Annotated in this window: 24 protein-coding genes; 12 read left to right on the top strand and 12 right to left on the bottom strand. The window is 45.3% G+C overall.

The window, feature by feature from the left end:
• Positions 1–3: 3 nt before the first annotated feature.
• Positions 4–1,056, bottom strand: coding sequence for a DUF4271 domain-containing protein (locus QFZ51_RS04800; protein ID WP_429043723.1), 1,053 nt, complete (start codon positions 1,054–1,056; stop codon positions 4–6).
• A 217-nt stretch (positions 1,057–1,273) separates the two neighbouring features.
• Here QFZ51_RS04800 and hemW point away from each other — a divergent pair, with 217 nt between their 5' ends.
• Positions 1,274–2,401: a radical SAM family heme chaperone HemW gene (hemW, locus tag QFZ51_RS04795; protein ID WP_429043721.1), complete on the top strand. Its 1,128-nt coding sequence runs from the start codon at positions 1,274–1,276 to the stop codon at positions 2,399–2,401.
• 58 nt (positions 2,402–2,459) lie between these two features.
• Here the strand turns inward: hemW and QFZ51_RS04790 are convergent, their stop codons facing one another.
• Positions 2,460–3,434, bottom strand: coding sequence for a deoxyhypusine synthase family protein (locus tag QFZ51_RS04790; RefSeq protein ID WP_429043718.1), 975 nt, complete (start codon positions 3,432–3,434; stop codon positions 2,460–2,462).
• A gap of 153 nt (positions 3,435–3,587) precedes the next feature.
• Positions 3,588–4,040, bottom strand: a complete 453-nt coding sequence (locus QFZ51_RS04785; RefSeq protein WP_370909152.1) for a hypothetical protein — start codon at positions 4,038–4,040, stop codon at positions 3,588–3,590.
• 301 nt (positions 4,041–4,341) lie between these two features.
• On the opposite strand from QFZ51_RS04785, the gene QFZ51_RS04780 reads away from it, so the two are divergent.
• From QFZ51_RS04780 to QFZ51_RS04755, 6 genes are all read left to right on the top strand, one after another.
• Positions 4,342–4,941, top strand: coding sequence for an ACP phosphodiesterase (locus QFZ51_RS04780; protein WP_429043715.1), 600 nt, complete (start codon positions 4,342–4,344; stop codon positions 4,939–4,941).
• 94 nt (positions 4,942–5,035) lie between these two features.
• A complete protein-coding gene (locus tag QFZ51_RS04775) occupies positions 5,036–5,635 on the top strand; it encodes a DUF2911 domain-containing protein (protein ID WP_429043713.1) in 600 nt (199 codons plus the stop codon).
• Between the two features lie 380 nt (positions 5,636–6,015).
• Positions 6,016–7,155: a cystathionine gamma-synthase gene (locus QFZ51_RS04770; protein WP_370909149.1), complete on the top strand. Its 1,140-nt coding sequence runs from the start codon at positions 6,016–6,018 to the stop codon at positions 7,153–7,155.
• Between the two features lie 144 nt (positions 7,156–7,299).
• Positions 7,300–8,073 (top strand): TIGR02757 family protein, encoded by a 774-nt coding sequence (locus QFZ51_RS04765; protein WP_370909148.1) that lies wholly within the window; start codon positions 7,300–7,302, stop codon positions 8,071–8,073.
• Positions 8,074–8,089: 16 nt separating this feature from the next.
• The gene (locus QFZ51_RS04760) at positions 8,090–9,031 is read left to right on the top strand and encodes a DUF6263 family protein (RefSeq protein WP_429043710.1); all 942 of its coding nucleotides are present in this window, start codon (positions 8,090–8,092) and stop codon (positions 9,029–9,031) included.
• Entirely contained in the window at positions 9,031–9,375 is a 345-nt protein-coding gene (locus QFZ51_RS04755) for a hypothetical protein (RefSeq protein ID WP_429043709.1), read from the top strand. Before QFZ51_RS04760 ends, QFZ51_RS04755 begins: the two co-directional genes overlap by 1 nt.
• 43 nt (positions 9,376–9,418) lie before the next feature.
• On the opposite strand, the gene QFZ51_RS04750 is transcribed toward QFZ51_RS04755, so the two are convergent.
• Positions 9,419–10,075 (bottom strand): sterol desaturase family protein, encoded by a 657-nt coding sequence (locus tag QFZ51_RS04750; protein WP_370909145.1) that lies wholly within the window; start codon positions 10,073–10,075, stop codon positions 9,419–9,421.
• 190 nt (positions 10,076–10,265) lie between these two features.
• Complete coding sequence (locus tag QFZ51_RS04745; protein ID WP_429043706.1) at positions 10,266–11,513, bottom strand: serine hydrolase; 1,248 nt, start codon at positions 11,511–11,513, stop codon at positions 10,266–10,268.
• Positions 11,514–11,633: 120 nt separating this feature from the next.
• Between QFZ51_RS04745 and QFZ51_RS04740 the strand changes: the two genes are divergently transcribed.
• The gene (locus QFZ51_RS04740) at positions 11,634–12,647 is read left to right on the top strand and encodes a fumarylacetoacetate hydrolase family protein (protein ID WP_429043703.1); all 1,014 of its coding nucleotides are present in this window, start codon (positions 11,634–11,636) and stop codon (positions 12,645–12,647) included.
• A gap of 2 nt (positions 12,648–12,649) precedes the next feature.
• Entirely contained in the window at positions 12,650–13,534 is an 885-nt protein-coding gene (locus tag QFZ51_RS04735; protein ID WP_429043701.1) for a flavin reductase family protein, read from the top strand.
• Between the two features lie 69 nt (positions 13,535–13,603).
• Here the strand turns inward: QFZ51_RS04735 and QFZ51_RS04730 are convergent, their stop codons facing one another.
• The 3 genes from QFZ51_RS04730 to lysS all read right to left on the bottom strand — a co-directional run bounded on the left by QFZ51_RS04730 (position 13,604) and on the right by lysS (position 16,905).
• Positions 13,604–14,362 (bottom strand): DUF4197 domain-containing protein, encoded by a 759-nt coding sequence (locus QFZ51_RS04730; RefSeq protein ID WP_429043698.1) that lies wholly within the window; start codon positions 14,360–14,362, stop codon positions 13,604–13,606.
• A gap of 39 nt (positions 14,363–14,401) precedes the next feature.
• Entirely contained in the window at positions 14,402–15,235 is an 834-nt protein-coding gene (locus QFZ51_RS04725; RefSeq protein WP_429043695.1) for a universal stress protein, read from the bottom strand.
• A 155-nt stretch (positions 15,236–15,390) separates the two neighbouring features.
• Positions 15,391–16,905, bottom strand: a complete 1,515-nt coding sequence (gene lysS / locus QFZ51_RS04720) for a lysine--tRNA ligase (RefSeq protein ID WP_429043693.1) — start codon at positions 16,903–16,905, stop codon at positions 15,391–15,393.
• A 290-nt stretch (positions 16,906–17,195) separates the two neighbouring features.
• On the opposite strand from lysS, the gene QFZ51_RS04715 reads away from it, so the two are divergent.
• The gene (locus QFZ51_RS04715) at positions 17,196–19,349 is read left to right on the top strand and encodes a S9 family peptidase (RefSeq protein ID WP_429043691.1); all 2,154 of its coding nucleotides are present in this window, start codon (positions 17,196–17,198) and stop codon (positions 19,347–19,349) included.
• A gap of 695 nt (positions 19,350–20,044) precedes the next feature.
• On the opposite strand, the gene QFZ51_RS04710 is transcribed toward QFZ51_RS04715, so the two are convergent.
• The 4 genes from QFZ51_RS04710 to QFZ51_RS04695 all read right to left on the bottom strand — a co-directional run bounded on the left by QFZ51_RS04710 (position 20,045) and on the right by QFZ51_RS04695 (position 23,521).
• Positions 20,045–20,383: a tRNA-binding protein gene (locus QFZ51_RS04710; RefSeq protein ID WP_429043689.1), complete on the bottom strand. Its 339-nt coding sequence runs from the start codon at positions 20,381–20,383 to the stop codon at positions 20,045–20,047.
• 236 nt (positions 20,384–20,619) lie between these two features.
• The gene (gene lptC / locus QFZ51_RS04705) at positions 20,620–21,171 is read right to left on the bottom strand and encodes an LPS export ABC transporter periplasmic protein LptC (RefSeq protein ID WP_370909136.1); all 552 of its coding nucleotides are present in this window, start codon (positions 21,169–21,171) and stop codon (positions 20,620–20,622) included.
• A 248-nt stretch (positions 21,172–21,419) separates the two neighbouring features.
• The gene (locus tag QFZ51_RS04700; RefSeq protein WP_429043686.1) at positions 21,420–22,715 is read right to left on the bottom strand and encodes a hypothetical protein; all 1,296 of its coding nucleotides are present in this window, start codon (positions 22,713–22,715) and stop codon (positions 21,420–21,422) included.
• A gap of 170 nt (positions 22,716–22,885) precedes the next feature.
• Positions 22,886–23,521, bottom strand: coding sequence for an LON peptidase substrate-binding domain-containing protein (locus tag QFZ51_RS04695; protein WP_079471736.1), 636 nt, complete (start codon positions 23,519–23,521; stop codon positions 22,886–22,888).
• A gap of 259 nt (positions 23,522–23,780) precedes the next feature.
• Between QFZ51_RS04695 and QFZ51_RS04690 the strand changes: the two genes are divergently transcribed.
• Together QFZ51_RS04690 and meaB are read left to right on the top strand one after the other, a co-directional pair.
• Positions 23,781–24,740: a glycosyltransferase family 4 protein gene (locus QFZ51_RS04690; RefSeq protein WP_429043683.1), complete on the top strand. Its 960-nt coding sequence runs from the start codon at positions 23,781–23,783 to the stop codon at positions 24,738–24,740.
• A 47-nt stretch (positions 24,741–24,787) separates the two neighbouring features.
• Complete coding sequence (gene meaB / locus QFZ51_RS04685; RefSeq protein ID WP_429043680.1) at positions 24,788–25,690, top strand: methylmalonyl Co-A mutase-associated GTPase MeaB; 903 nt, start codon at positions 24,788–24,790, stop codon at positions 25,688–25,690.
• Positions 25,691–25,693: the final 3 nt, after the last annotated feature.

The raw sequence follows: 25,693 nt of genomic DNA, 5'->3' as shown, positions 1-25,693 counted from the left end.
TAATCAGGGATTACCAGTTAACCAGATATTCTGCAGCACCTTGGTTAATATTAAAACAGGCGCTACTTCGAATGCGCAAAGGTAAAGAAAAAAATGCAATTTACTGAAAGATAGGTACTGCCTAACCAGTGAATAAGATCTAATATACCTGTAGATAATGAGTAATACAATAAAAAACAAGGATATATATAGGAAAGTGCGCGCTATTTCGGGTGTACAGAAGGCAATTATCACCAAAAACGGCACCAGCAACACCCCCAAAATCTTGTTGATCAGGTAAAGAATGAAAATATAAGCATCCGCCAGCTCAGAATTCCCAAATAGCCAGCCGCAAAAACGCAGCATCACATACTTAAATCCATACACCACAGCCACCATCACTATTAAACCCGGTATCAGCAACCAGGGCTCCGCCTGCGGAAATACCTGCTGACGGTACAATACCAGGTAAAAATACAGCCCAAGTACAATAGCGAAGAAAATATTCAGCAACATATTGGGAAAAGGCGATTGCGATAACTGGTCCTTTAGCTGCCGCTGGCTCAGCGTAGGATTCAGGAATGCCCGGAACAGATCCGAGAAATATTTCCGGTAAGCCAGGCGTATCACGCTCAGGATCAACAATACTCCCGCCATCAGGTAAATAAGCCAGTCCATATTACGGTAAGGCCTTATCGGGTTGGTATCCACGAACCGTGGTTTGCCGGGTCTCAGGAAGACGTTTTCCTGCGATATCTTCTTCAGGTAAAGATCATATGCTGATACCGGCTTCACCTTGGGTACTGCCGCCAATGTCAGGCTATCTGTTTTCAGGTGGGCAGTATCCTTCACGAGCTTTGTGGTATCTTTCTTTATGCGCGCAACTGCCGGTAAAGCAGCCCTGGTGCTGTCTCTTTTAACAGGAGCGGTACGCGCCTTCGCGCGCAATGAATCTGCGGCTGTACGGGTTATCACCGGCTTTTTCTTTACTGCCGGCGGCACCGCAGCGGAATCTGTTGTTTGTGCCAAAACGGGCAAATAACCTAAAATGAATAACAGCAGTAACCAGTTTCGCACCAGGAAAATATTTTGCAATGACTTTAAATCGGTTTTTCAATAACCCGTTTCCCACACAAAGGAATCAACGGCAATTAACAACGTCCTGCCCACATAACAAAAAGGAAACGTAATTATGATATCGCAAAGATATTAAAATAGTCCATAGTTGACCGGAGTGTAGTAAAGGGAAGAAGGTATCTTTGCGGCCAATAAGGGTAAACAATCATAAAACGTCATGGCCGGAATTTATTTACATATTCCTTTTTGCAAGCAGGCCTGTTACTACTGCAATTTTCATTTTTCCACCTCGCTGTCGCAGCAGGAGGCAATGGTCAATAGCATCCTGCAGGAAATCACGCTGCAAAAGGATTATCTCGCGCAGGCCCCGGTACACACCATCTACTTTGGCGGCGGCACACCCAGCCTGCTGAAGGAAGAGGAACTCGCAGCGCTGCTGTCGCACCTGCGCGCCACCTTTGCAGTAGCGGAGGATGCGGAAATTACCCTGGAAGCCAACCCCGACGACCTCACCGCTGAAAAACTCGCCCATTTGAAAGCTGCCGGCATCAACCGGCTCAGCATAGGCGTGCAGTCGTTTCACGAAGAAGACCTTACCTGGATGAACCGGGCGCATAACAGCCGGCAGGCACTGGATTGTATCAAACAGGCGCAGGACATCGGGTTTCAGAATATCACCATCGACCTAATTTACGGAGGCCCCACGCTTACCAATGAAGGCTGGGAACAAAATGTGAAACAGGCCATTGCACTGGGCATCCCGCATTTATCGTGTTATGCGCTCACCGTAGAACCGGGAACGGCGCTGGATCAGTTTATAAAGAAAAAGAAGATGGCGGCTACCGATCCGGACAAAGCAGCGCAGCATTTTGAAATGCTGATGGAATGGCTGGGAGCCGCCGGCTATGAACATTACGAAATCTCCAATTTCGCCTTACCCGGATGGCAGTCCCGGCATAACAGCAGCTACTGGCAGGGTAAGCCCTATCTTGGCCTGGGCCCGTCGGCCCACTCGTTCAACGGCGCTTCGCGGCAATGGAACATCGCCAATAATGCCCAATACATAAAGAGCATCACGGCAGGTACCGTGCCCTTTGAAATAGAGTCGCTCACTACGGCCATGCAATTCAACGAATACATCATGACCTCCCTCCGTACTTCCGCCGGATGTAACCTGGAATGGGTGGCAGAGAAGTTCGGCGCCGATCATACCATTCATTTACTGGCGCACAGTGAACCGTATATTAAGATGGGCCGCATAGAGCGGATAGGGGAAACCTTGCGGTTAACAAAAGCCGGTCGCTTGTTCGCAGATGGAATCGCCGGCGAATTATTCATCTTATAAAAAAAGCAGCGGAGGTAATATCCCGCTGCTCTTCTATATAATCATATCTTATAGTTAATTACCATCCCAGGATATACGCGAACATCAGCGGCGCCACAATAGTAGCATCTGATTCTACGATAAACTTAGGTGTATGGATATCCAGTTTACCCCAGGTAATTTTCTCATTAGGCACCGCACCGGAGTAGGAACCATAAGAAGTGGTGGAGTCGGATATCTGGCAGAAATAACCCCAGAAAGGAACATCTGTCCATTCCAGATCCTGGTACATCATCGGCACCACGCAGATCGGGAAGTCGCCGGCAATACCGCCGCCAATCTGGAAGAAGCCAACACCTTTACCAGCGGAGTTGTTACGGTACCACTCAGACAGGTAGATCATATACTCAATACCGCTTTTCATGGTTGACGTTTTCAGGTCGCCCTTGATGCAGTAGGAAGCAAAGATATTACCCATGGTACTGTCTTCCCATCCCGGAACAATGATAGGAATATTTCTTTCGGCAGCAGCAATCATCCAGCTGTTCTTTGGATCAATTTCGTAGTGCTCTTTCATTACACCGCTCAGCAGGAGCTTGTACATGAATTCGTGCGGGAAATAGCGCTCACCGGCCTCTTCAGCATCTTTCCATATTTTGTAGATATGCTTCTGAATACGGCGGAATGCTTCTTCTTCCGGGATACAGGTATCTGTAACGCGGTTAAAGCCCTGCTCCAGCAGATCCCATTCTTCCTGCGGGCTCAGGTCGCGGTAGTTAGGTACTCTCTTATAGTGTGTATGTGCTACCAGGTTCATGATATCCTCTTCCAGGTTAGCGCCTGTGCAGGAAATGATATCCACTTTACCCTGACGGATCATTTCCGCGAAAGAAATGCCCAGTTCAGCCGTACTCATCGCACCGGCCAACGTCACCATCATTTTACCACCTTCCAGTAAATGTGTTTCATATCCTTTGGCAGCATCCACCAATGCAGCTGCATTAAAGTGGCGGTAATGGTGCTGGATAAATTGAGAAACAGGTCCCTTATTCATGTCATTTAATCATTTATACATTAACAGTCTGGCTAATAAAGCCTTAACAGGTGGCAAAGTTAAGATAATTTTTGCAGGGGCAAGGGGCGTGGGGATAAAACAGAAGGGCCCAGAGCAAATGCCCCGGACCCTGTATTTTTAACACTACTAAAACTAAGCTTTTTTCAAACGGCTGTATACTTTCATATTGGCATCCGCATCGGTTTTGACAACAGTCCAGGTATCAGTACCCTCCAGTGTTACAAAGTATACCACGTTGTCTGAAGAAGCATATTCCACTACACAATAAACGCTGGTATTGGAATATTTTTTATTCAGTTTACTGAGTACTTTCAGTGGCAGCTGTTCTGCCTGCAGGTACCGGGAGGTAGCCAGCAGGGTGCCATCTTCTTTAAAGAAGGCAGTCACCTTTGTATTACTCATGGTAAACTTGGCGGTAAACGTTCTATTATCATCCGTGTACCATTTTACATCGGTAGCACCGTTGAAAGATTCATTGAAGGTACTGTTGATCCTTTTGTTAACAGTAGTTTCATAAGGGCTTGCGAGAAGCACATTGGCACTCAACAGGAGCGCTGCACTGACTAATAAGATAAGTTTTTTCATGGCGGAAAAAATTTATGGTGATTGTAATTTTTTTTGTTTCGATAAGTCAAAGCTACGCCGGGAAGTGCCCAGTGGTCAAGGCATACTTTACTGGTGGGGGTACATGATTAGTTGGACTATCCGTTAATGAACGTCCGCCTGACCGGTGGCGGACATACGGCTATTCAGACCAGCCATAGCCTGTTTGTTGGTGCCAACCTGCCAATGTTGCTTGGCTGAGAGTTAAGAAATTGTTAAAATGGATAAGATTTTAAGACATGGACCGATCCCTGCCAATTGCTGTATAAATACGTATCTTGAGATGATGAACCACCTGGCCCATGCTTACTTATCTTTTCGTGAACCGGAGCTGATCACCGGTAACCTTATTGCAGATTTTGTAAAGGGCAGGAAAAACATGGCAGTTTACACAGCAGGTATCCAGCAGGGCATCCGGATACACCGGGCCATCGACAACTTTACTGACCAACACCCGGTAACGGCCAGGGCTAAACAGTTTTTCCGTCCCTCCTGCGGATTATATAGCGGCGTATTCACTGACCTGGTATATGATCATTTCCTGGCTGCTGATCCGGAACGCTTTACAAACGATTCCCTGTATTCGTTTGCCCGTTACGTTTATAACCAGATTAACCAGCGCACAGAACAGCTGCCACCAGCTTTTTTGCAGATGTTTGAATATATGCAGGCCTACAACTGGCTCTACAACTATCATACTACAGAAGGAATTTCCAGCTCTATCAGGGGTGTAGCCCGGCGGGCCAAATACCTGGAAACTGATGGCAATATTGTATTTGCCGTGTTTATGGAACATTATGCCGCCCTGAAAGAATGCTACCAGGATTTCTTCCCTGAGCTGCAAACTTATGTGGAAGGACTGTTGCAAATTGAAAACCGCTAACAGCTTGTTAAATGAGAGAACTACGCTTTTCAGATTCCTTAAAAAAAGGTAGGTTTGCCGCCAATAATCTATAAAAGAAATAAAGCTTTCCAGGATGATGAAAAAAGTTCTCCTTTTTGCCTTTGTAGCGGGCCTAATCAGCTTAAGCGCCGCTGCGCAGGATAAAAAACTGCCTCCACTCGATGCCAGCCCGATGGACATGGCCTATTACCCTGTCATGTATCCCTATGTTGTAAAAGTAAAAGGCGAACCCGGAACACTGGTAGCCAGAGTAATTTACAGCCGTCCCCAAACCAAAGGAAGGGATATCTTCGGGAACCTGGAAGAATATGGCAAAATATGGCGCCTGGGCGCTAACGAAGCCACTGAAATAGAATTCTTCCGGCCCGTGATCATCGCTGGTAAAAGCATCCCGAAAGGACGTTATACCCTGTATGCCATTCCAACAGAAAAAACATGGACCATCATCCTGAATAGAGACACCGACGTATGGGGTGCTTTTAAATACGATCAGAAAAAAGATGTGGTAAGAACTGCCCTCCCGGTATTATCACTGGATACAGCAGTAGAAGCCTTCACCATGGTATTTGAGAAAGGCGATCCCGGCGCCAACCTGATTATCGCCTGGGATAAAGTAAGCGTAAGTCTTCCCATTAAATGGACCGAAGGCGCCACCACCGCAAAAAAGAAGTAATCAGTACATTATAAAATGCCACCGGGGCGGGATAAAAAGCAGTGTTCTGCTGCTTTTTATCCCGCCCCGGTAACGTTTATACGAAAACTGTTTATACAGTTGTTGTTGTAAAAAGAAAAAGCGGTAAGAATACCGCCTTAAGAATTTTAACCATATCCTATGAAAAACCTAAAACGAATGTAGCAGGTTTATTCATATTCGTTAGTTGCTAATTGGTGAACGATATAAAAATGTTCGTAACCGTTGGAATTTATGCCATCATATTTTAATATAAGCTAAAACGGACAAGTTTGCCCTTTATCAATTGGCGAATTTCCAATCGCAAAAACTGGAGTATATTTGGAGACCATCAGAAATTGATCATCTAAACTATTAAAGACATGAAGCTGGGTACTAAACTCATACACGCAGGTGTAGCTCCCGATCCGTCTACCGGCGCCATTATGACGCCAATTTTTCAAACATCTACCTACGTACAAAGTGCTCCCGGAGTGCATAAGGGCTACGAATACGCCCGGACGCAGAATCCTACCCGCGACGCCCTTCAGAACGCACTGGCAGCCATTGAAAACGGCACACATGGCATTTCTTTCGGCAGCGGCCTGGCAGCTACAGATGCAGTGATGAAGCTCCTGAGCCCCGGCGACGAGGTAATTGCCACCAACGATCTTTACGGTGGCACCTACCGGATCTTTACCAAGGTGTTTGAACGTTATGGTATCCGGTTCAATTTCATCGACATGTCTGATGCCCGGAACATAGAAGCCCATATTACCCCCCAAACCCGGATGATATGGCTGGAAACGCCAACCAATCCGCTGCTGAAAATCATAGATATCGCGGCCTGTGCCACCATAGCCCGCAAAAGTGAAGTCATCTTATGTGTGGATAACACCTTCGCATCGCCTTATCTCCAGAATCCGCTTGACCTGGGCGCCGATATCGTGCTGCATTCGGCTACCAAATACCTCGGAGGCCACAGCGACGTGGTACATGGCGCCGTGATCGTAAAAAATGAAGACCTTGCCAAACAACTGTATTTTATCCAGAACAGCTGCGGCGCTGTTCCCGGTCCACAGGACTGCTTCCTGGTGCTCCGCGGAATCAAAACATTACATGTACGCATGCAGCGTCATTGTGAAAATGGGGTAATAGTCGCTAATTTCCTCCGTAACCACCCCAGAGTGGATAAAGTATACTGGCCCGGATTTACAGACCATCCTAATCATGATATTGCCAAACAGCAGATGAGGGGCTTCGGGGGCATGATGTCCTTTACATTGAAAGATGATAGCATAGAGTCGGCTAACCGGATCCTGAGCAACACCCATTTATTTGCCCTGGCAGAATCACTGGGAGGAGTAGAGTCGCTGATAGGCCATCCCGCCAGCATGACACACGCCTCTATTCCCCGTGCAGAAAGAGTGAAGAACGGGCTCGCAGACTCCCTGATCCGGCTGAGCGTGGGTATTGAGGATGCAGATGATCTTACCGAAGATCTTGCAAAAGCTATCGGCTAAGTAATAGATTTTAATTCTTATGCGGTAAAAATTATCTTTACCGGGAAGCGTAAATATTTATCCTAACCATATCCAGCGCCTTTTTATATCTGAATTGAAGATTCCGGTGTAAAAAGGCTTGTGGTAATACACGTGATTAAACTTATGAAGATCCAGAAATTAAGGGAGTTTTTAGATGCCAAGGCGGCATACTATAATCACCCGGACTTTATAGCTAATGATCCTATTAGCATACCGCACCGGTTCAGTGTATTGCAGGATATCGAAATCGCCGGCCTTTTTGCTGCTGTACTGGCATGGGGAAACCGTACCAGTATTATCAACAAATGCACGGAACTGATGAAAATGATGGATGATTCGCCGTATGACTTTATCCGTCATCACCAGCCGCGGGATCGTATGAAATTACTTTCCTTCTGTCACCGTACTTTCAACGGTTTGGATCTGCTGTACTTTGTAGAGTTTCTCCAGCATTATTACACCAATGTAACATCGCTGGAATTTGCCTTCAGTGCCCACATCACCCCGCAGGATGAAAATGTGGAAAAAGCACTGATGGGGTTCCGGAAAGTATTTTTTGCACTGGAACACCCGGAAAGAACTGTTAAGCACATCGCCACACCGGCAAAGAACTCTGCCTGCAAGCGATTGAATATGTATTTACGCTGGATGGTGAGAAATGACGAAAATGGCGTGGATTTTGGGCTCTGGCAGCACATATCACCTTCGCAACTGGTGTGCCCGATGGATGTACATGTAAGCAGAGTGGCCACCAGGCTGGGAATTATAACCGAGCCAAAGGCCGACTGGAAAACAGCCACCGCGCTCACACACCAGCTGAAGAAACTGGATCCTGATGATCCTGCCAAATATGATTTTGCCTTGTTTGGCCTCGGGGTGATCGAAAAATATGTCTGATAAAATAAAAATGATAATGAAAAGAATCCTGGGACTGATTGCAATGGTAGTAACACTGTCTTTATCCGTTAAAGCACAGGAATATGTAGCCCTCAACTATACCTTCAATAAAGGAGAGCTATTTGAACTGGAACAGAAAAGCAGGAGCGAAACCTATATGACGGTGAATGAAATTGTACAAAGAACCACCCGCGATTACAACAACATCATTACCATGGAGGTAACCTCCGTAGAACCAGGCAAAACCATCCTCACTTTCCGGTACAAGGATCTGAAATTCAATTTCAACGCTAAAAATCAGAACATCTTTGTAGATGCAAAGGTCACCAAACAGGAAGAACCCTTCCAGGCCGGGCTGAAAAAAGTGCTGGATCAACCCTTTACTGTAGAAATACAAACCACCGGTATCATCAATAAGGTAGACGGGCTGGAAACTATCCTGGACAACGCCGCCGGCGCTTTCAGCACCCTTAAAAAGGATGAACAGGAAGCCTACAGGAAACTGATGAAAGACCAGTTCGGAACAGAAGCGTTCCAGAGCTGGTTAGAACAACTGCTGATCATGTACCCCGCACATGGCATTAAAACCGGCACCCAGTGGGAAGAAAATGTACCCCTGCGCGGCGGACTGGTAGGCCGGATAGATCTTTACTGGAACCTGCAGACATGGGATGCACAAACAGCAAAAATTGGCGGTACCTCAAAAATCAATACCGATAAGGTGCAGATGCTCACCCTGGATGACGGGATCAAAGCTACCGCGGAAATCAGCGGCACCACTTCTTCCAATTACCTGATAAACCGCAGCAGCGGCTTACCCAGCATCTGTGTACAAAACACCGATATGTCCGGTAACTATACCTACAAGGCCGATAAGGCAAAACGTATAAAACATGACCTGAAAGTACCGGTAAAAGTAGTTACCAACGCCTCCTACAAGATCAAACAAATGAAATAATGACCGCACAGCCAGCGCAATATCTCCAGGAAACAGCTGCCTGGACACAGGACAACTTCGAAATAAGTGTGCCCGTGAATGTTAGTTATGAACTGCTGGAAGAAATACTGGCGGGCAAACTACAGCAACTGATCAGCGAAAATTTCTCCAGGTTTATATTCCTGCTCTATCGTACAGATGTGGCGGAGAAAAAGGTAGAAGGAATACTGGAGAATGCCGCCGCTACAGGGGAAGACCCTTATAAATCCATTGCTGCGCTCATTATAGAAAGACAACTGCAGAAGATAATTTCCCGGGCCACCTATAAACAAAACGATTTGCCCGATGATGAAGAAAGATGGTAAACAAGAAGGGGTGATGCTAAGCATCACCCCTTCTTGTTTACATTTAAAATGTTAGCTCCTTCACTTTTTCCTTGTCCTCCTTTTCCTTTTCCAGGTCAAAGAAGGTTCCGAATACATGATCCCATACGGACGAACTTACCCCAAAACCCTTATCCTCACTTTTATAGTGATGGAGGTGATGGTTACGCCACAATGGCTTCATAAACCGTAAAGGCGGGTTCCACGCATGAATGGCGTAGTGCATACTCCCATAAATCAGGTATCCCAAGATAAAGCCGGGGAAAAACATAAACGTGATTTCACGCAGGAAGATATATTGTACACCAAAAATGGCGGACGCGAGTATCAGGCTTGGTACCGGAGGCATAAATAAACGCTGTTTGTCTCTGGGGTACTCATGGTGGTTACCATGCATTACATAAATAAAACGCTGCACCCTGGGGCTGTCGCTCGCAAAGTGAAACAGAAACCGGTGCATGATATATTCAAAAAAAGACCAGAATAACATGGCCCCAAAGAATATACCTGCTACTGAACCGGGTGTAAAGCCTAAGGTATTGTGGCTATAGTAAAGCATGTAGCCAATAATGGGCAAATATAGCCCCCAGATCACCAACGGATGCGTTTTGGTAAGCATCTCAAGATACTGGCTTTCAAATAATCTTGCCTGTCCTTTGTTCTTAATCTTTTCAAACTTCATAACTCCCAAATTTTAGAGTGCAGTTACGGGATATGAATAAAACCTTCCTTATCTACCCTGGCAGCCGCCTCAAAAATGATGCGCATTTTGAAGATGGATGCCACTATCGAACGCAAAAATACAACGTTCATGTATTATTTCGCTCACTATATTACTCTATAAGGCTATAAATAATATTTATTCCCTCCTGTCAATCTCTATAGTTTATCTTAAAATTTTGCAGGTCGGGTTTATGCTTCCTCCTGCGTTGTAATTCATACCTGTAAATTATTTCCCCCACTTCCTTAAAGAAGGGGTGCCCATTTTCCTCATATTCGTATTTATCATCATTCAAAATACCATCCCTGTTTACATAAATATTCCCGGTGAGCATAAACTCCACCTGGTTTTTAAAGTCAACGATATAGGCCACGTCAGTAAGGAAACCGTAGGACCAGCCAGCTTTATTAAATACACGTATATATGGCGGAATGTTCTTTTTACCGGCCTTGAAAAAAAAGAATTTTGTAAAACTGTCGTAATATTCAGCGGTGTCATATTTCGGCCACAAAGTTTCAGACGGATACTGCGACATATAACGGTATAAAAAACGGTAATCATCTTCCGTAATATCAAACCGTTGTGATGCCGGGACACTCGCAGGAAACAATACCGATTGCAGCATTTGCTGCAAATCCATAAGCGGCAGGTTATTATGCTTTGTGAAGTCCATAGGCGAAAAAACCAGCTTATCATTTTTATCCAGGTACCCCTGTCCCAGCGTTACCTTCCGGCTGTAATCAAAGGTAAGGGTATCGTATGCAACCGGTTGTTCGTATATCACCTTCCCGTTATCCACAAAACGCACGGGATTGGTATGCCGGTTTTCTTCTTCCGTAAGCGGCATAAACCGGCGTACAATACGTACATCTTTATACCCTTTTGCCCATAACTTTTCGTGAATGGTTTGCTGACCAACAAATTCATACAACCTGTTATAGGCATCGTTATCACTGATGAGGAATATTTTTTTGATATAGTGCTCCACCGATGGCAACAGGTTACTGGCAGAACTATCTGTGTGCACGGTTACCTGTCCGTCCCAGGCGCTGTCGGTTAGCATAGGCGTATTCCTGTGAAGGCCGGGAACCTGCAATTCATGCATTTTTTCCAGTGCCAGCAAAGCAATAGGCAGCTTTACCGTACTGGCGGGATTGAAGTACTTGTTCCCGTCCACTTCCAGGTAATAGCTCTTGAAATGTGGCCTGTTGCGGGCATCCCGGTCTATTTGCGTATAAATAAGCTGGTAACGGAATGAATCAGGATATTGCAGCACATGCCGGAGGGCCGGAGGCGCTTCACGGTCCAGCAGGTTTTTCAGCAGCGTATCTGTGCGGGGTTGTGCCTGCACAACGAACAATTGGCCATACATCAGGAGTAGCAGCAAACAGCAACGCATATTGGTGGTTCTGTTTATAAATATAAAGTAATTCGCTGGCAGGACACAAAAAAATAGCCAATGCTTTTAACCGCCATTCTTATATTTGATCCTTCATACAACCAGAACAATTACCAAACCATGAAACTAGTAAGTTATTTAAGAGAAGAAACAGATCAACTGGCCATCCTGGTGGACGGGCTGTTATACAATACACAGGAGCTGTACCCGGATCTTCCCAATAATATGGGCATGTTCCTGATGATGTGGGAAGATGTGATAGACATCGCCAAACGCGCTGATGCCCTGCTGAAAGAAGGGAAAAATCCCAGCTCCGCTATCGGTATCCCCGTAAACAGCGTACAGCTGCTGTCGCCCGTACCGTTCCCTACTTCCTGCAGGGACGGATATGCTTTCCGCCAGCACGTTGCGGCCGCACGCCGCAACCGCAAGGTGCCCATGATCCCCGAATTCGATCAATACCCGATATTTTATTTTACCAATCATAACGCTATCCAGGGTCCCGGCGAAATTGTATGCATGCCCGACCATTTTGAAAAACTGGATTTTGAACTGGAAGTAGCCATCGTCATTTGTAAGGCAGGCCGTAATATCACCGCCGCTGAAGCCGATGACTATATCGGTGGATACATGATCATGAACGACATGAGCGCACGCACCCTTCAGATGGAAGAAATGCTGCTTAACCTGGGCCCCGCCAAAGGCAAGGATTTCAGCACCGTAGTAGGTCCCATGCTGGTAACTGCCGATGAACTGGAACCCCTGAAAATACCGGCGAAAGACGGACATACCGGCAACAACTTTAACCTGAAAATGACCTGCAAAGTAAACGGCATCCCAGTGAGTGAAGGCAACATGGGCGATATGGACTGGACCTTTGCGGAAATTGTGGAACGCTGCGCCTATGGCGTTAACATCTTGCCCGGCGATATTATCGGCAGTGGCACGGTGGGCACCGGCTGCTTCCTGGAACTGAACGGTACCGGCAAACTGAATGATCCGGACTATACCGAACAATGGCTGCAACCTGGTGATGTAGTGGAAATGGAAGTTACCGGCTTAGGTACCTTATCCAATACTATCGTAAAAGAAGATACCGGCTTTTCGCTGCTGGCCCTTAAGAAAAAAGCATAACCATGCAGATAGATCCATCACAGGTGAAAACAAGTGAGCTGCATGCTTACCTCCTGGGTGCGGTTTCTCCCCGCCCCATTTGCTTTGCCAGCACAATAGATGCGGATGGGCAGCCAAACCTGTCGCCCTTCAGTTTCTTTAACGTATTTGGCTCCAATCCCCCTACACTGATCTTTTCACCATCGCGCCGCGTACGTGATAACACGGTAAAGCATACACTGGAAAATGTATACGCCACCAAAGAGGTGGTCATCAACATGGTAAGTTATGGTATGGTGCAACAAGCCTCTTTGTCGAGCTGCGAATATCCCGCTGGTGTAAATGAATTTGAAAAAGCCGGCTTTACGCCGTTGAAATCTGAAAAAGTACAGCCTCTCCGGGTAAAAGAAAGCCCGGTGCAAATAGAATGTATTGTAAGAGAGATCATTGAAACCGGGCAGGGTGGCGGCGCGGGAAACCTGGTTATCTGCGAGCCGGTAATGCTGCATATCAACGAAAACATACTGGATATCAATGGTAAAATAGATCCGCATAAAATAGACCTGGTAGCCCGTATGGGGGGCGACTACTATTGCCGGGCCTCCGGCGATGCCGTATTTGAGGTAGCAAAACCTAATACCAAACTGGGCATCGGCGTTGATGCGTTACCGTTGGCCATCAGGAATAGCCACATTCTTACCGGCAACCACCTGGGGCAACTGGGTAATGTTCATGAAGTTCCTTTTGTAGATGCCGCCTTTCATGATGATCATCTCAAAAATATCATCCAGTATTACAGCGTAACACCGGATGAAATGGAAAAAGAGTTGCACTATTATGCAAAGAAGTTGCTGGATGAAGGAAAGGTAGCCGCAGCATGGCAGGTATTACTGGCCGGCAGCTATTAAGCCGCAAAATAAAAAAGGAAAGGGGCGGGAGATCATCATCTCTGCCCCTTTCCTTTTTTATCGTTGGTACTATTTTGCTCCGAATACTTTCTTCAGCAGGTCAGTAGTTCTGGCTGCGGGATTGGCACGGATGGCCAGTTCCTCTTTCGCTATCTGGTCAAATAAAGCATTTACGGCCATGGTGGTCACGTAGTCCTGTAAGTCGGGATTTACTTTATTGAAGGTAGTAGGCAGCTTATTGTAGTTATTCACGATATCCGCATAATAACGGGTAGCGCTGGTGCTGTCGAGCGATTTCTTAATCACCGGCATGAAAGCGGTTTTCAGGGAATCTGTTGTTTTGCTTTTAAAGAAATCAGTGGCAGATGTATTTCCTCCTTTCACGAGGTTCAGTGCATCGGTGAGGGTCATTTGTTTAATGGCGCCTACAAAGATAGGTGCGGCATAGCCCACTGCTTTTTCCGCGGAGCGGTTGATTTGCAGGATAGCCTTATCTACCTGGCTGCCTAAACCAATTGCCCGTAAGGTGTTGCCAATTTTCACAGCATCTTCCGGCAGTAACAGTTTATATACATCACTTCCAAAGAAACCATCTTTTTTATTCAGCTTTGCAATACCGGCAGCCACGCCTTTAGCCAAAGCTTCCTTGATTCCGGAACCTGCGTCAGATTCAGTCAAACCAGCAAGGGAAGTACTACTACCGGTACTCGTGCTGCTACTCTTGTTGGTGGCCGTTTCCAGCTGTTTACCCAGCTTCTTCAGGAACTGGGCCTGGGTGGCCTGCAGGCTAAAGAAACCCAGCAATACCAATAATGAACGTTTAAGCATAGTGTTATTATAAATATTAATATCTTTCAAAAGTATAAATTATTCGTGTAAAGTCAACAGTGGTATATGTGTTTGATACGCCAGTTTGGAAGTACGGCTGCGTTTAAAGATGCTTTCAAATAAACCGTGTTTTTTAGGAATAGTGAGAATAAGGTCTGCCTTATTTTCTTCGGCAAATTCCACAATTCCTGCTACTACATTGGGATTATCGATGAAATGGTACTCCGGATGGAAATCTTCCAGCAGGGTATCCAGCATCAGTGTTTCAAAAGGTGTATCGGTGCTGAAATGCCTGCTTTCATGATCTATATTGATTACATGCAGTTCCGCATTAAAAATATGCAATAGTTTTTTCAATGGTTCCACGGGAGTGGTTTCCGCCACCTTCCGCAGATCTGCTGCAAAAACAATTTTTTCTATGGGTTTATACTTTGCTGATTGGGGTACCACCAGCACCGGGTAGCTGGTATTTTTCACTACGTCAATGGTATTGGAACCAACCAACACTTCTTCCAGTTTACTGCCGCCGGTAATGCCCATTACAATCAGGTCGGCGTTCTCATTTTTACATACTTCTTCAATAGTAGCTGCCAGCAGGGTGTTATCCGCACGTGTAAGCAGCGTGGTACCTTCCCGGATGAGAGGGCTCAGCTCTGCCTTCATCTTTTCCAAACCTTCCAGGCTGGCGTCTCTCAGATCCTCCGGATTCACCATCGGAATCGCCGTAGGTACATCCGGAATTGGTACAATCAGCTCATATGCGTGGTACAATACAATGCGGGTGGCCTCTAAACTGTTTCCCAGGGCAATAGCGTAGGTAGCGGCATTATAAGCGGTATCAGAAAAATCAGTGGGTACTAAAATTGTTTTCATATGGGCTAATTTTAAGATACTAATAAGCACTACTTAAAGTTAACGATGTGCATTGGTATATGAACGCTTCATGAAAATTTAATGCCACATTTATATCATATAAACAAAAAGGCGAATGACCGTAGCCATTCGCCTTTTATTTTATTAAGATGATTTTATTTCTGTTGTTCCGGCTTCATCTGCGGGAAGAAGAGTACATCCTGGATAGATGGCTGGTTAGTCATCAACATGGTTAAGCGGTCGATACCGATACCAATACCTGAGGTAGGCGGCATCCCGTATTCCAGGGCGCGTAAGAAGTCGTAGTCAATATACATGGCCTCGTCGTCCCCACGTTCCATCAGTTTCACCTGTTCTTCAAAACGTTCACGCTGATCGATAGGATCATTCAGTTCACTGTAGGCGTTGGCAATTTCCTTACCATTCACCATCAGCTCAAAGCGTTCTACCAACCCCGCTTTGCTGCGGTGTTTCTTGGTGAGCGGGCTCATTTCTACCGGGTAATCGGTAATGAAAGTAGGTTGAATATAATTGCCTTCGCATTTTTCACCAAAGATCTCATCTATCAGTTTTGCCTTGCCGAATTTGGCGTCCACGTGGATTCCCAGCTGTTTGCATACATCGCGCAGCTGTGCTTCATCCATATTGGCGATATCAAAACCGGTATGTTCCTGTATCGCTTCATACATAGATACCCGGCGGAATGGCGCTTTAAAATCAATGGTTGTATCACCGACCTGCACGGTGGTGGTGCCATGTAAGGTGAGGGCAATTTTTTCCAGCAGTGATTCGGTGGTGCGCATCATCCACTCGTAGTCCTTGTAGGCGGCGTACATTTCCATTACCGTAAATTCCGGGTTGTGGGTACGGTCCATTCCTTCGTTACGGAAATCTTTTGCAAACTCATATACCCCTTCAAAACCGCCTACGATGAGTCGTTTCAGGTATAACTCGTTGGCTATACGCAGGTAGAGCGGCATATCCAGCGCATTGTGGTGCGTAACAAACGGGCGGGCAGTAGCGCCGCCGGGAATAGGCTGCAGGATAGGCGTTTCTACTTCCAGGTAACCCAGGTTATTATAGAAGTCGCGGATCGTTTGCATCATCCGGGTACGCTTGATGAACACCTCTTTTACTTCGGGATTGATCACCAGGTCCACGTAACGCTGGCGGTATTTGAATTCCGGATCGGTTACTTCATCAAAAACTTCTCCTTCTTTCTCTTTCACAATAGGCAATGGACGCAACGATTTGCTCAGGATGGTGATTTCTGTGGCATGAATAGAGGTTTCACCGGTTTTGGTAATAAATACATACCCTTTCACCCCGATAAAATCGCCGATGTCCAGCAGTTTCTTCATTACAACATCGTAACCGCTTTTGTCTTCACCAGGGCAGATATCATCCCGGCGAACATATATCTGGATACGGCCCGCGCTATCCTGAACCTGGACAAATGAGGCCTTACCCATGTCGCGCTTGTTCATCACGCGGCCTGCCAGGCATACGGCCTGGAATTGTTCCTTTGTTTCTTCCGAATAATTGGCTTTTATATTTACGGAAGTATCATTAACCGGGTACTCAGCTGCAGGGTAGGGGTCTATACCTAAATTATGCAGTTCCTGTAATTTCTCCCGGCGTATAATCTCTTGCTCAGATAATTGTGTCATGTAGTAATTTAATTGCACTAATGGAGTGCAAAAATAGTAAAAAGGGCTGTAAGACTACAGCCCTCTTATTTTTTGACCATATCCTATGAAAACCAGACTAAAGATAACCGCTTCCACTGCCATTTACAGCCCTAATTAACCGGCGCGGGGAAATCTTTCATATCTGGTGGTATTTGACTTGTCCCCGGCTTACACGCGCCGCCCGTTTGTGTAAATTGTGACCGCTATTTTTTAGTTATGCTTATTTTCGTCCGCTAACGACAACAAAACAACCACCTGATATCTTACAAATGATGAGAAGCGAACAATGGTTAAAACCAGCCACTATCAGCAGTATAGGCTTACTGCTGCTGACTGCCCCCTGTTTAAAGGCCCAGCAAAAGCAGGACCTCACCTATGAACAGGCTTTTAAAGGCAAAGCTACCCATATCACCAAACCATTACCAGCCATCCGCGACTGGGCAGATGGAGAACATTACCTGGAAATGCGCCCGGATGAGGCAAATGGCCGCATGCAGGCATGGTCTGTAGATGCCCGCACCGGCAAAGCCACCATTTATACGGCCCCGGTAGACGGTCCCAGTGTAGAAGTACGTGAAAAGGATGTATTCTATAAAGCCGCCGATGGCAACACAGTTCGTTTGACCAACGACGACGCAGAGGAAAAGAATCCAACCCTGTCGCCGGATGGAAAATATGTGGCATTTACCCGCAATAATGACCTTTACAGCGTGGAAGTAGCTACCAAAAAGGAAACCCGCTATACTACCGATGGTTCTGATGTAATATATAATGGATGGGCATCCTGGGTATATTATGAAGAAATCCTGGGCCGTCCCACACATTACCGCGCTTTTTGGTGGAGTCCTAACAGCCGGCAGATCGCCTACATGCACTTTAACGACACCAAAGTGCCGGTATTCCCTATCTACAGCGAAAAAGGACAGCACGGATACCTGGAAAACACGCGTTATCCCAAAGCCGGCGACCCCAATCCCGCTGTGAAAGTAGGCGTGGTACCCGTTACGGGTGGCCCCACCGTTTGGGCCGATTTTAATGAAAACGACGATCAGTACTTTGGTATGCCTTTCTGGACCGACGATAGCCGGCAGCTGTGGATGCAATGGATGAACCGCGGACAGGACAACCTCAAAATATACAGCATCAACCCGCAAAGCGGCGCCAAAAAGGAAATCTATGATGAAAAGCAGAAAACCTGGATCGATTGGTTCGATGCCGTTCCTTTCGTGCAAAATAACCAGGGATTCCTGCTGCAAAGCGATAAAACCGGCTGGTCACATCTCTATCTCCATAATATGGACGGCTCCCTGAAAAAACAACTGACTTCCGGTAACTGGACCGTGAAAGAAGTACTTCAGATAGATAATAAGAATCAACTGGTATACTTCACCGCCCGTAAAGAAGCCTCCACCCGCTTCGATCTGTATAAAGTGAGCATGAAAACCGGCGCACTTACCCGGTTAACCAACGGTAATTATAATAATGTAATCAAACTGGCGCCGGGAGGTAAATACTTTATTACTACTTATTCCAACCTGCAAACGCCTTCAAAAATGGCACTGCTGGACAACAATGGCAGGCTGGTGCGGGAATTAGGCGATAGTAAAGGAGAAAACTTTGACGATTTCAACCTGGCCAAAACAGCATTGAAAACATACAAAACCCGCGATGGACTGGTACTTCCTCTTACCATTACCATGCCCGTGCACATGGAACCAGGTAAAAAATACCCGGTCCTGATCAGCATTTACGGCGGTCCAAATGCCGGTACCGTATACGATACCTGGAAATATGGTAATGTGCAGCAATGGTGGGCGCAGGAAGGCGTGATCCAGGTAGCCATCGACAACCGCAGCAGCGGACAGCTCGGCAAAATGGGCATGAACTATATTCACCGCCAACTGGGTAAACACGAAATCGAGGATTATATGGACGCTGCTACCTGGCTTCGTTCCCAACCCTGGACCGACACCGGCAAAATATGCATGACCGGTGGTAGCTTTGGCGGTTATATGACCTGTATGGCCCTCACCTATGGCGCCGATGTATTTAACTATGGGATGGCCAACTACGCGGTAACTGACTGGCAATTGTACGACAGCCACTATACAGAACGCTATATGGATACACCCGCAGAGAATCCCGAAGGCTATAAGGCTACCTCAGTAATGACCTATGCCGATAAGTATAAAGGGCTGATCCGTATTGTACATGGTACAATGGACGACAATGTGCATATGCAGAACTGTATCCAGCTGATCGATAAATTGGAAAATCTCAATAAGCATTTCGAGTTTATGCTGTATCCCGGCGAACGTCACGGATGGGGTGGCCTAAAAAGCGTCCATTCTTCCGGTGAGTCTTACCGCTTTATTTATAATAACCTCCTGGATAAACCTTATCCGGCGCTATTCACTAAATAGGCACACTGCTATAAAACCGCTACGGCTTAACATACAGATATACGCTTGTATCTGTTTGTTAAGCCGTAATGTTGTTTATCTGTTTGGAAAATAACCGGAGAAAGAGAAAGGCAGAGGGAAAAATAGGACTTCAGAAAAAAGAAACAGGGCTGCAAGACTACAGCCCCGAAAAATTTTAACCATATCTTTATTGAAAAACCTATACCAAAGGTGGCCGATTTTTATCACACTGCGATGGCCATTCTAGTGAATGATATATTTTATCCGGTAAACGTATCAAAAGTGAAGGTGAACGTATGAGGGCAAAAAACACTTCATGATAAGCTGGTATGTGAGTACGGGCACACAATAAATTGATTATCAGCCTAAGAAGGTGTTTAAACAGTTATTTGCCATTTTTCGGCTTTGGGACTGGAAAAAAGCAAAAAAAAGGGCTGGTAAGAATACCGCCCTTGTAATAATTTTAACCATATCCTATGAAAAACCTAGAACAAAGATATACCGCCGATTTTAGGAATAGGTTTCATTTCCGTGAACGATGTATTATTGTTCGTAAACTGATGATAATGGATAATGTGTTATTATATTATTTTAATAATAATATTATTAAAATTCAGAATTATAAGATTTAAATATCTATAATCAACTGATAATTATAAAATAGAGAAGTTTACACGGTTTATTATTAAATCTATTTAAGCTATCCGTTGCCCGTTAAGCACTTTCCTGTCCGGCTGAAGTAATACAATTTCCTTGTTATCGCCTACAGCGCCCAAAACCAGGCATTCCGACATAAAGTTTGCAATTTGCTTTGGCGGAAAGTTCACCACCGCCACAACTTGCTTTCCGATCAGGTCCTCTTTCTGATAGAGATGGGTGATCTGGGCAGAGGATTTCCTGATTCCCGTTTCCGGGCCAAAATCTATCAATAACTGATAGGAAGGATTACGGGCTTTAGGAAAATCGTTCGCCTCCAGGATAGTGCCCACTCTCATTTCTACTTTTTCAAAATCGGGCCAGCTGATAGTTTCCATGCGCTAATTTTTCGCCTAATATAGCCATCCCGGCTGAAGTTTAAAACAGCTTTGCCAGCGGCGCTTATAAATTATCTTCAAATGTTATGAATGGTAACAAACAATGCAGGAAACATGGCAAACTGGCATAATTATTGACTTTTTATCCCAAATTTTAGGTTAAAAAATAGGTTAAAGCGAAAGAACCCCACCTGCATAGGTGGGGTTCTTTCGTATATAGCTTTACGTTAGTGAGATCAGTTGAGGGCAGCAGTACTGTCCTGTACTGTAATAGGACCGCTCACCTTTAGTATTTTCTTTACACTGAAATCCTGATTGGCTTCCAGTCCCCATCCATGCAGCGAGTCGGTAGGCGTTTTGATAAACACTTCTTTAGTAGAGTAGAAGATCTTTCTTTTAGGATCCCAGTTCAGTTCTTTCGTATCCAGACGCTCGCCCTTCTTATTAATTACAATCACGCTATCCGACAGGAACACATCTCCATCATCTTCCATAAATTTTCCTTTCTTGGCCGATAATGTGCTTTCCAGCCCCAGGCTGTCGTTATACATAAATACTTTCAGCCCGTTATTAAAGGCCACATAGGTTGGCTTATCCAAACCACGCTCCATAGTGGGCCCCGTTAATTTTGCATTCACCTTTCCACCCTGGCTGAATATGATTACAATATCCTGCCCGTTTTCGGTGGCTGCCTTTTTGGAATCCAGTTCCATCACCGCATCAATATCATTTTCGCAGCTACTAACGGCAATGGCTATAATAAAAAATAAGATGGCTCTTTTAATCATTTGAATGAATAATACTTCAAAGATAGGAATTCGCTTTCAGCTTAATGCAGCGGAGATATAAGCGTATTTTGTCTTTCTCAGGATTACGCTGATTTTATTGATTTTAAGGATTTGATCACTTTGGATTTTAAATGATTTGGGGAGATATGAGCGGGTATATTCGCTTATATCTCCCCAAATCTTAAAAAATAAAATCAGTATAATCAGCGTAATCCTGAGAAAGACAAAATACGCGCTGTGCAAAAAAGTTATTCGTATTTACGCTTGATAAACCATTTATCACTCAGGGTAAAGCCCAGCGATATACGGTAGATATTTTCTTTCAGGATGGTTTCGTTGTTGCCGCGGTGAGCAACTTCAAACGCCAGGTTGATCATACTGTACTGGTTGGAATAAGGCATGCGGCGTACGGGTAAACCAGCGCCCACCGTGAAGCCCATTGTAGGCATATTTACGCCTTCCAGCTGCAGGTAATCTTTCCCATAGTAACCACCCAGGCGATACGCTACCCTGTTCCAGTAACCGCTTAGTGCAGTTGCATTGGGTACAAACTGTCCGCCGATAGCAAGCTTCCAGGAATTCTGCAGGGAATCTTTATTACCAAAGTTTTTATAATTCTCCCACTGGCTGGAATTAAAGTCTACCCCAACCATCCATTTATCAAATTTGCGCAACATGATACCTGCGCCAAACTCTTGCGGAAACACCACAGTTCCCCTGTCGCCTTTCGCATAGTGAACGGTATCCTGTGTAACATAGTTATTGGAAGATGCGTCGAACTGCACGGTTTCATTGAGTATTTCCTGGCGGGCATTCATATTTTGCTTCAAACTTCCGGAGGCGCCAAACGTCAGATCCATATCCGTTTTCAGCTTGGCCCTGTACTGCACGCCCAATTTATAGAAAAAGCTGTTGTAGGAAGTACGGAACATGCGGTGGGAAGCATACATGGTAGGATCAGGGAAGGTAAGACGGGTATTGTTCTCGATGTTACCGAACAGATAACCCAGGTTTACACCCACGCTGAAATGACCAAAACGCACACCTGTACCGGCATATAACTGGTATAGACCGCCACTTCCTTCATATTTGCTGGTGAGCGGAATCCTCAATGTATCAAAGAAGGTGCCGGTACCTGATTCCTGGATGTTATAGGAAACCCTGGTTACCGGGCGAAGCCCCAGATTTAATCCCCATTTGTTGGTAATCAGCGGAATACCCAACTGCAGGTAAGAGAGTGTACCGAATCCGGAACTAAATTTTGCCCCCTGGTCTGTGATAGAGCGGGCGCCACCTTCCACTCCTACATCAAAGGTAGTAAGCAGCAGGCTGGAGTAGCTGGCCGGATTAATAAAGTTGACTGATTGCGGATCACTATAAGCCTGAGAAACGCCTCCCATTCCACGGTTTACCGTGTTCTGGTTATTATGCAGATCTCCTAATCCGTAGCGGGAATATGGTGAATTGTCCTGTGCGATAGCCTTATTTGCCAATAGAAAAAAACTTCCAAGCAGGCAAAGAATACTGACTTTTGTCCAATGCATTTAGTATCAGAATTGAGTTTAAGCCCTTATTCCAGTGAAAATATGGGTCTGCAAATATCTACTTTTTAAGGCGGGAAGCAAAAAAATCCAAAAAACCACCTGTTAAATGCACGTTAAAGTTGCGGTCATGATGCCCGGAAAAGCAAGTCAGGCGGGCATCTTCATAAAAATTATAAATTATCGGCAGATAAGTTCCTGAAGTGACCATTCAATAAAACACGCTCTTTCAGCCTTTCCATCTCCGCCATCATGGGAATTACCTTGTGCAAATGCCGCTTCAGGTACTCCAGCCGCTGTGCTTCGTAGAAAAGATGGAGCATTTCATATTCCTCATCAAGCGACAGCCCCGCATGGTGCGCCAGGTCGTATGAACTGAGCTGGCTGTCTTCTTTCTTAAACGATTTATGGATCTGGAGGATAGCATGCAATTCCCGGACGCCATGCAATACTTCCTGCAGCAACCGGTTATTGCCGGCTTCATTATTCTCCGGGTAGTTTACAATGGCCCCGGCATACAATTTCTCCGGAATTTCCGAAACATGCTCCAAAATGCGAAAAACACTGTCTCCAACGGTAATTATGTCCATTTCCCCGCTCTCATATATTTTTTCTACCTTTTTTATTTGGACGAGTGTTCCATATTCCATAATTTTTTTATTTATTACAACTGGAATACCAAACGGCTTTTGCTCGGCCAAACAGGCTGCAATTAATTGCTTGTACCGGGGCTCAAAAACATGCAGATTCAACTGCTCTCCCGGATACACTACAATTCCAAGCGGAAATATGGAGATAAAATTCGTCATCTGTATTAATTATTCGCCATCGGACTGACGACCAATATACGCCAGGCTGATAAATTTATCTGGAAAAGGCCGAAAGATAATTATCTCTTTTTCGTAAAAAGTTGTAATATCTTCGCTTAAGCATTTAGTTATATATAAATATATACCTGACAATTATTCAAACTGATTAACATGCCAAGATTTGTGATAGACTGTGAAAGAATGAAATATCCGAACAACGGTCTATATACTTATTGCAGCGAACATTGGCCAAACTCTGATGCAGCTGATCTCTCCTCCCGAGGAGTTGTACTTCTATCTGCCCTCCTATAAAGAAACACTTTTTTCAAATCAGGCACATTACAAACAAAAAGCATGGCATAAACTGTGGATGCCCTATTCAAAAGATATTCAGCTCTGGCATACCACCTACCAGCTTTCCGACTACATTCCTTCATCACCCGACATAAAACGGGTATTAACTATACATGATCTCAATTTCTTATACAAGCCTAACTATAAACACAAAATATCGGGCCAGCTGGCCAAAGTACAGCGGATGATCAATAAAGCTGATCATCTTATTACTATTTCAAATTATGTAAAGGAAGATGTTTTACAACATCTTGAAATAGGAGATACCCCATTGAGCGTTATCTATAACGGTTGCGATGTAAAATCATTCCCCTCATTTAACGCCCCGCTTTACCGTCCCTCCCGGCCGTTTCTTTTCACCATTGGTACCATCTTACCCAAGAAAAACTTTCATGTCATTCCGCGACTACTGAAAGACACTGATTATGAATTGATTATAGCAGGAAACGCAAATACCACCTATCAAAAACAGATCCTGCAGGAAGCAGCCGCCTACGGTGTGCTGGACCGGGTTAAAATTATCGGTCCCATTGATGAGAAAAGCAAATACTGGTATTTCAGCAATTGCGCCGCGTTTGTATTCCCGTCTATTGCAGAAGGCTTTGGCATTCCTGTAATAGAGGCTATGCACTATGGCAAACCGGTATTCCTTTCTGATAAAACCAGCCTGCCCGAAATTGGCGGCAACCTCGCCTACTACTTCGAAAATTTTGACCCTGCCTACATGCGGGATGTTTTCGATAAAGGAATGGCTCATTACGAAGCTACCCAGCCAATGGCTGCTCTTAAAAAGCATGCCGACAGCTTCAGATGGGAGGAGATAGGAGGACAATATCTTGATATTTACCGGTCGTTGATCGCGTAAACAGGGATACCGCTTATTTTTGTTCTTTAAATTCTGTAAACAATAAAATGTACCAGCAGCATATACCCGGACTCTTAAACGGAAATATCAAATCACTGGCCCGTTGCATTTCCCTTGTTGAAAACGAAGCAACGGGATATGAACAGCTGCTGGAACAAATACCCGTGACTGACCATACCAAAGTAGTGGGTATCACAGGCCCTCCCGGTGCAGGTAAAAGCACGCTTGTAAATGCGCTCATTACTCAATTACTGGAACAGGATAAAAGCGTAGCTATCATAGCGGTAGATCCTTCTTCGCCCTTCAATTTCGGCGCCCTGCTCGGCGACCGGATCAGGATGAGCCAACACTTCAACCATCCAAAGGTATTTATCCGCTCCATGGCCACCAGGGGCGCCCTTGGCGGATTAAGCCCTAAAATTATAGAGGTGAGTGATCTTATTAAAGCAGCTGCATTCGACTATCTCTTTATAGAAACGGTAGGTGTAGGTCAAAGTGAAGTGGAAATAGCCGGTATAGCAGATACAACTGTTGTGGTAGTAGTTCCGGAAGCCGGCGATGAGATCCAGACCATGAAAGCAGGGTTAATGGAGATCGCAGACATCTTTATTGTGAACAAAGCTGACCGCGACAATGCAGATGCTTTTGTGAAAAATCTCCGGCTGCTCGCACATAGTAAACATCAGGGTGACTGGGAAATTCCGGTGATCAAATCCGTGGCTATCCAACAGTCAGGCATACACGAAATTATACAGGCCATCGAAAAACATCACACTATCATCTCCCATCAACAACAAAAACATATCCTGCTGCTGGCAGAAAAAGCCTGGCAACTGATACAACAAAGGCGTATGAGAGATATCTCCAAACAAACCCTCCAACAGGAAATACAGGAACTTATCCGGCAAAAAGCGTTTAACCTTTATCGTTATATCAGCACTAAAAGCTAAGCA

Origin of the sequence: Chitinophaga sp. W3I9, from assembly GCF_050434025.1 — a bacterium.
Classification (GTDB): Bacteria; Bacteroidota; Bacteroidia; order Chitinophagales; family Chitinophagaceae; genus Chitinophaga.
The sequence above is the reverse complement of the archived record's forward strand: the minus strand, read 5'-3'. Positions and strand labels throughout refer to the sequence as shown.

What these genes read in the sequence shown, in the direction of transcription:
- QFZ51_RS04775 (WP_429043713.1), top strand. Translation starts at nt 5,036, where the DNA reads ATGATGAAAAAAGTTCTCCTTTTTGCCTTTGTAGCGGGCCTAATCAGC.
- QFZ51_RS04765 (WP_370909148.1), top strand. Translation starts at nt 7,300, where the DNA reads ATGAAGATCCAGAAATTAAGGGAGTTTTTAGATGCCAAGGCGGCATAC.
- QFZ51_RS04715 (WP_429043691.1), top strand. Translation starts at nt 17,196, where the DNA reads ATGATGAGAAGCGAACAATGGTTAAAACCAGCCACTATCAGCAGTATA.
- QFZ51_RS04785 (WP_370909152.1), bottom strand. Translation starts at nt 4,040, where the DNA reads ATGAAAAAACTTATCTTATTAGTCAGTGCAGCGCTCCTGTTGAGTGCC.
- QFZ51_RS04760 (WP_429043710.1), top strand. Translation starts at nt 8,090, where the DNA reads ATGAAAAGAATCCTGGGACTGATTGCAATGGTAGTAACACTGTCTTTA.
- lptC (WP_370909136.1), bottom strand. Translation starts at nt 21,171, where the DNA reads ATGATTAAAAGAGCCATCTTATTTTTTATTATAGCCATTGCCGTTAGT.
- hemW (WP_429043721.1), top strand. Translation starts at nt 1,274, where the DNA reads ATGGCCGGAATTTATTTACATATTCCTTTTTGCAAGCAGGCCTGTTAC.
- QFZ51_RS04740 (WP_429043703.1), top strand. Translation starts at nt 11,634, where the DNA reads ATGAAACTAGTAAGTTATTTAAGAGAAGAAACAGATCAACTGGCCATC.
- QFZ51_RS04755 (WP_429043709.1), top strand. Translation starts at nt 9,031, where the DNA reads ATGACCGCACAGCCAGCGCAATATCTCCAGGAAACAGCTGCCTGGACA.
- QFZ51_RS04730 (WP_429043698.1), bottom strand. Translation starts at nt 14,362, where the DNA reads ATGCTTAAACGTTCATTATTGGTATTGCTGGGTTTCTTTAGCCTGCAG.
- QFZ51_RS04700 (WP_429043686.1), bottom strand. Translation starts at nt 22,715, where the DNA reads ATGCATTGGACAAAAGTCAGTATTCTTTGCCTGCTTGGAAGTTTTTTT.
- QFZ51_RS04735 (WP_429043701.1), top strand. Translation starts at nt 12,650, where the DNA reads ATGCAGATAGATCCATCACAGGTGAAAACAAGTGAGCTGCATGCTTAC.
- QFZ51_RS04690 (WP_429043683.1), top strand. Translation starts at nt 23,781, where the DNA reads ATGCAGCTGATCTCTCCTCCCGAGGAGTTGTACTTCTATCTGCCCTCC.
- QFZ51_RS04750 (WP_370909145.1), bottom strand. Translation starts at nt 10,075, where the DNA reads ATGAAGTTTGAAAAGATTAAGAACAAAGGACAGGCAAGATTATTTGAA.
- QFZ51_RS04725 (WP_429043695.1), bottom strand. Translation starts at nt 15,235, where the DNA reads ATGAAAACAATTTTAGTACCCACTGATTTTTCTGATACCGCTTATAAT.
- QFZ51_RS04790 (WP_429043718.1), bottom strand. Translation starts at nt 3,434, where the DNA reads ATGAATAAGGGACCTGTTTCTCAATTTATCCAGCACCATTACCGCCAC.
- QFZ51_RS04710 (WP_429043689.1), bottom strand. Translation starts at nt 20,383, where the DNA reads ATGGAAACTATCAGCTGGCCCGATTTTGAAAAAGTAGAAATGAGAGTG.
- meaB (WP_429043680.1), top strand. Translation starts at nt 24,788, where the DNA reads ATGTACCAGCAGCATATACCCGGACTCTTAAACGGAAATATCAAATCA.
- lysS (WP_429043693.1), bottom strand. Translation starts at nt 16,905, where the DNA reads ATGACACAATTATCTGAGCAAGAGATTATACGCCGGGAGAAATTACAG.
- QFZ51_RS04745 (WP_429043706.1), bottom strand. Translation starts at nt 11,513, where the DNA reads ATGCGTTGCTGTTTGCTGCTACTCCTGATGTATGGCCAATTGTTCGTT.
- QFZ51_RS04695 (WP_079471736.1), bottom strand. Translation starts at nt 23,521, where the DNA reads ATGACGAATTTTATCTCCATATTTCCGCTTGGAATTGTAGTGTATCCG.
- QFZ51_RS04780 (WP_429043715.1), top strand. Translation starts at nt 4,342, where the DNA reads ATGATGAACCACCTGGCCCATGCTTACTTATCTTTTCGTGAACCGGAG.
- QFZ51_RS04770 (WP_370909149.1), top strand. Translation starts at nt 6,016, where the DNA reads ATGAAGCTGGGTACTAAACTCATACACGCAGGTGTAGCTCCCGATCCG.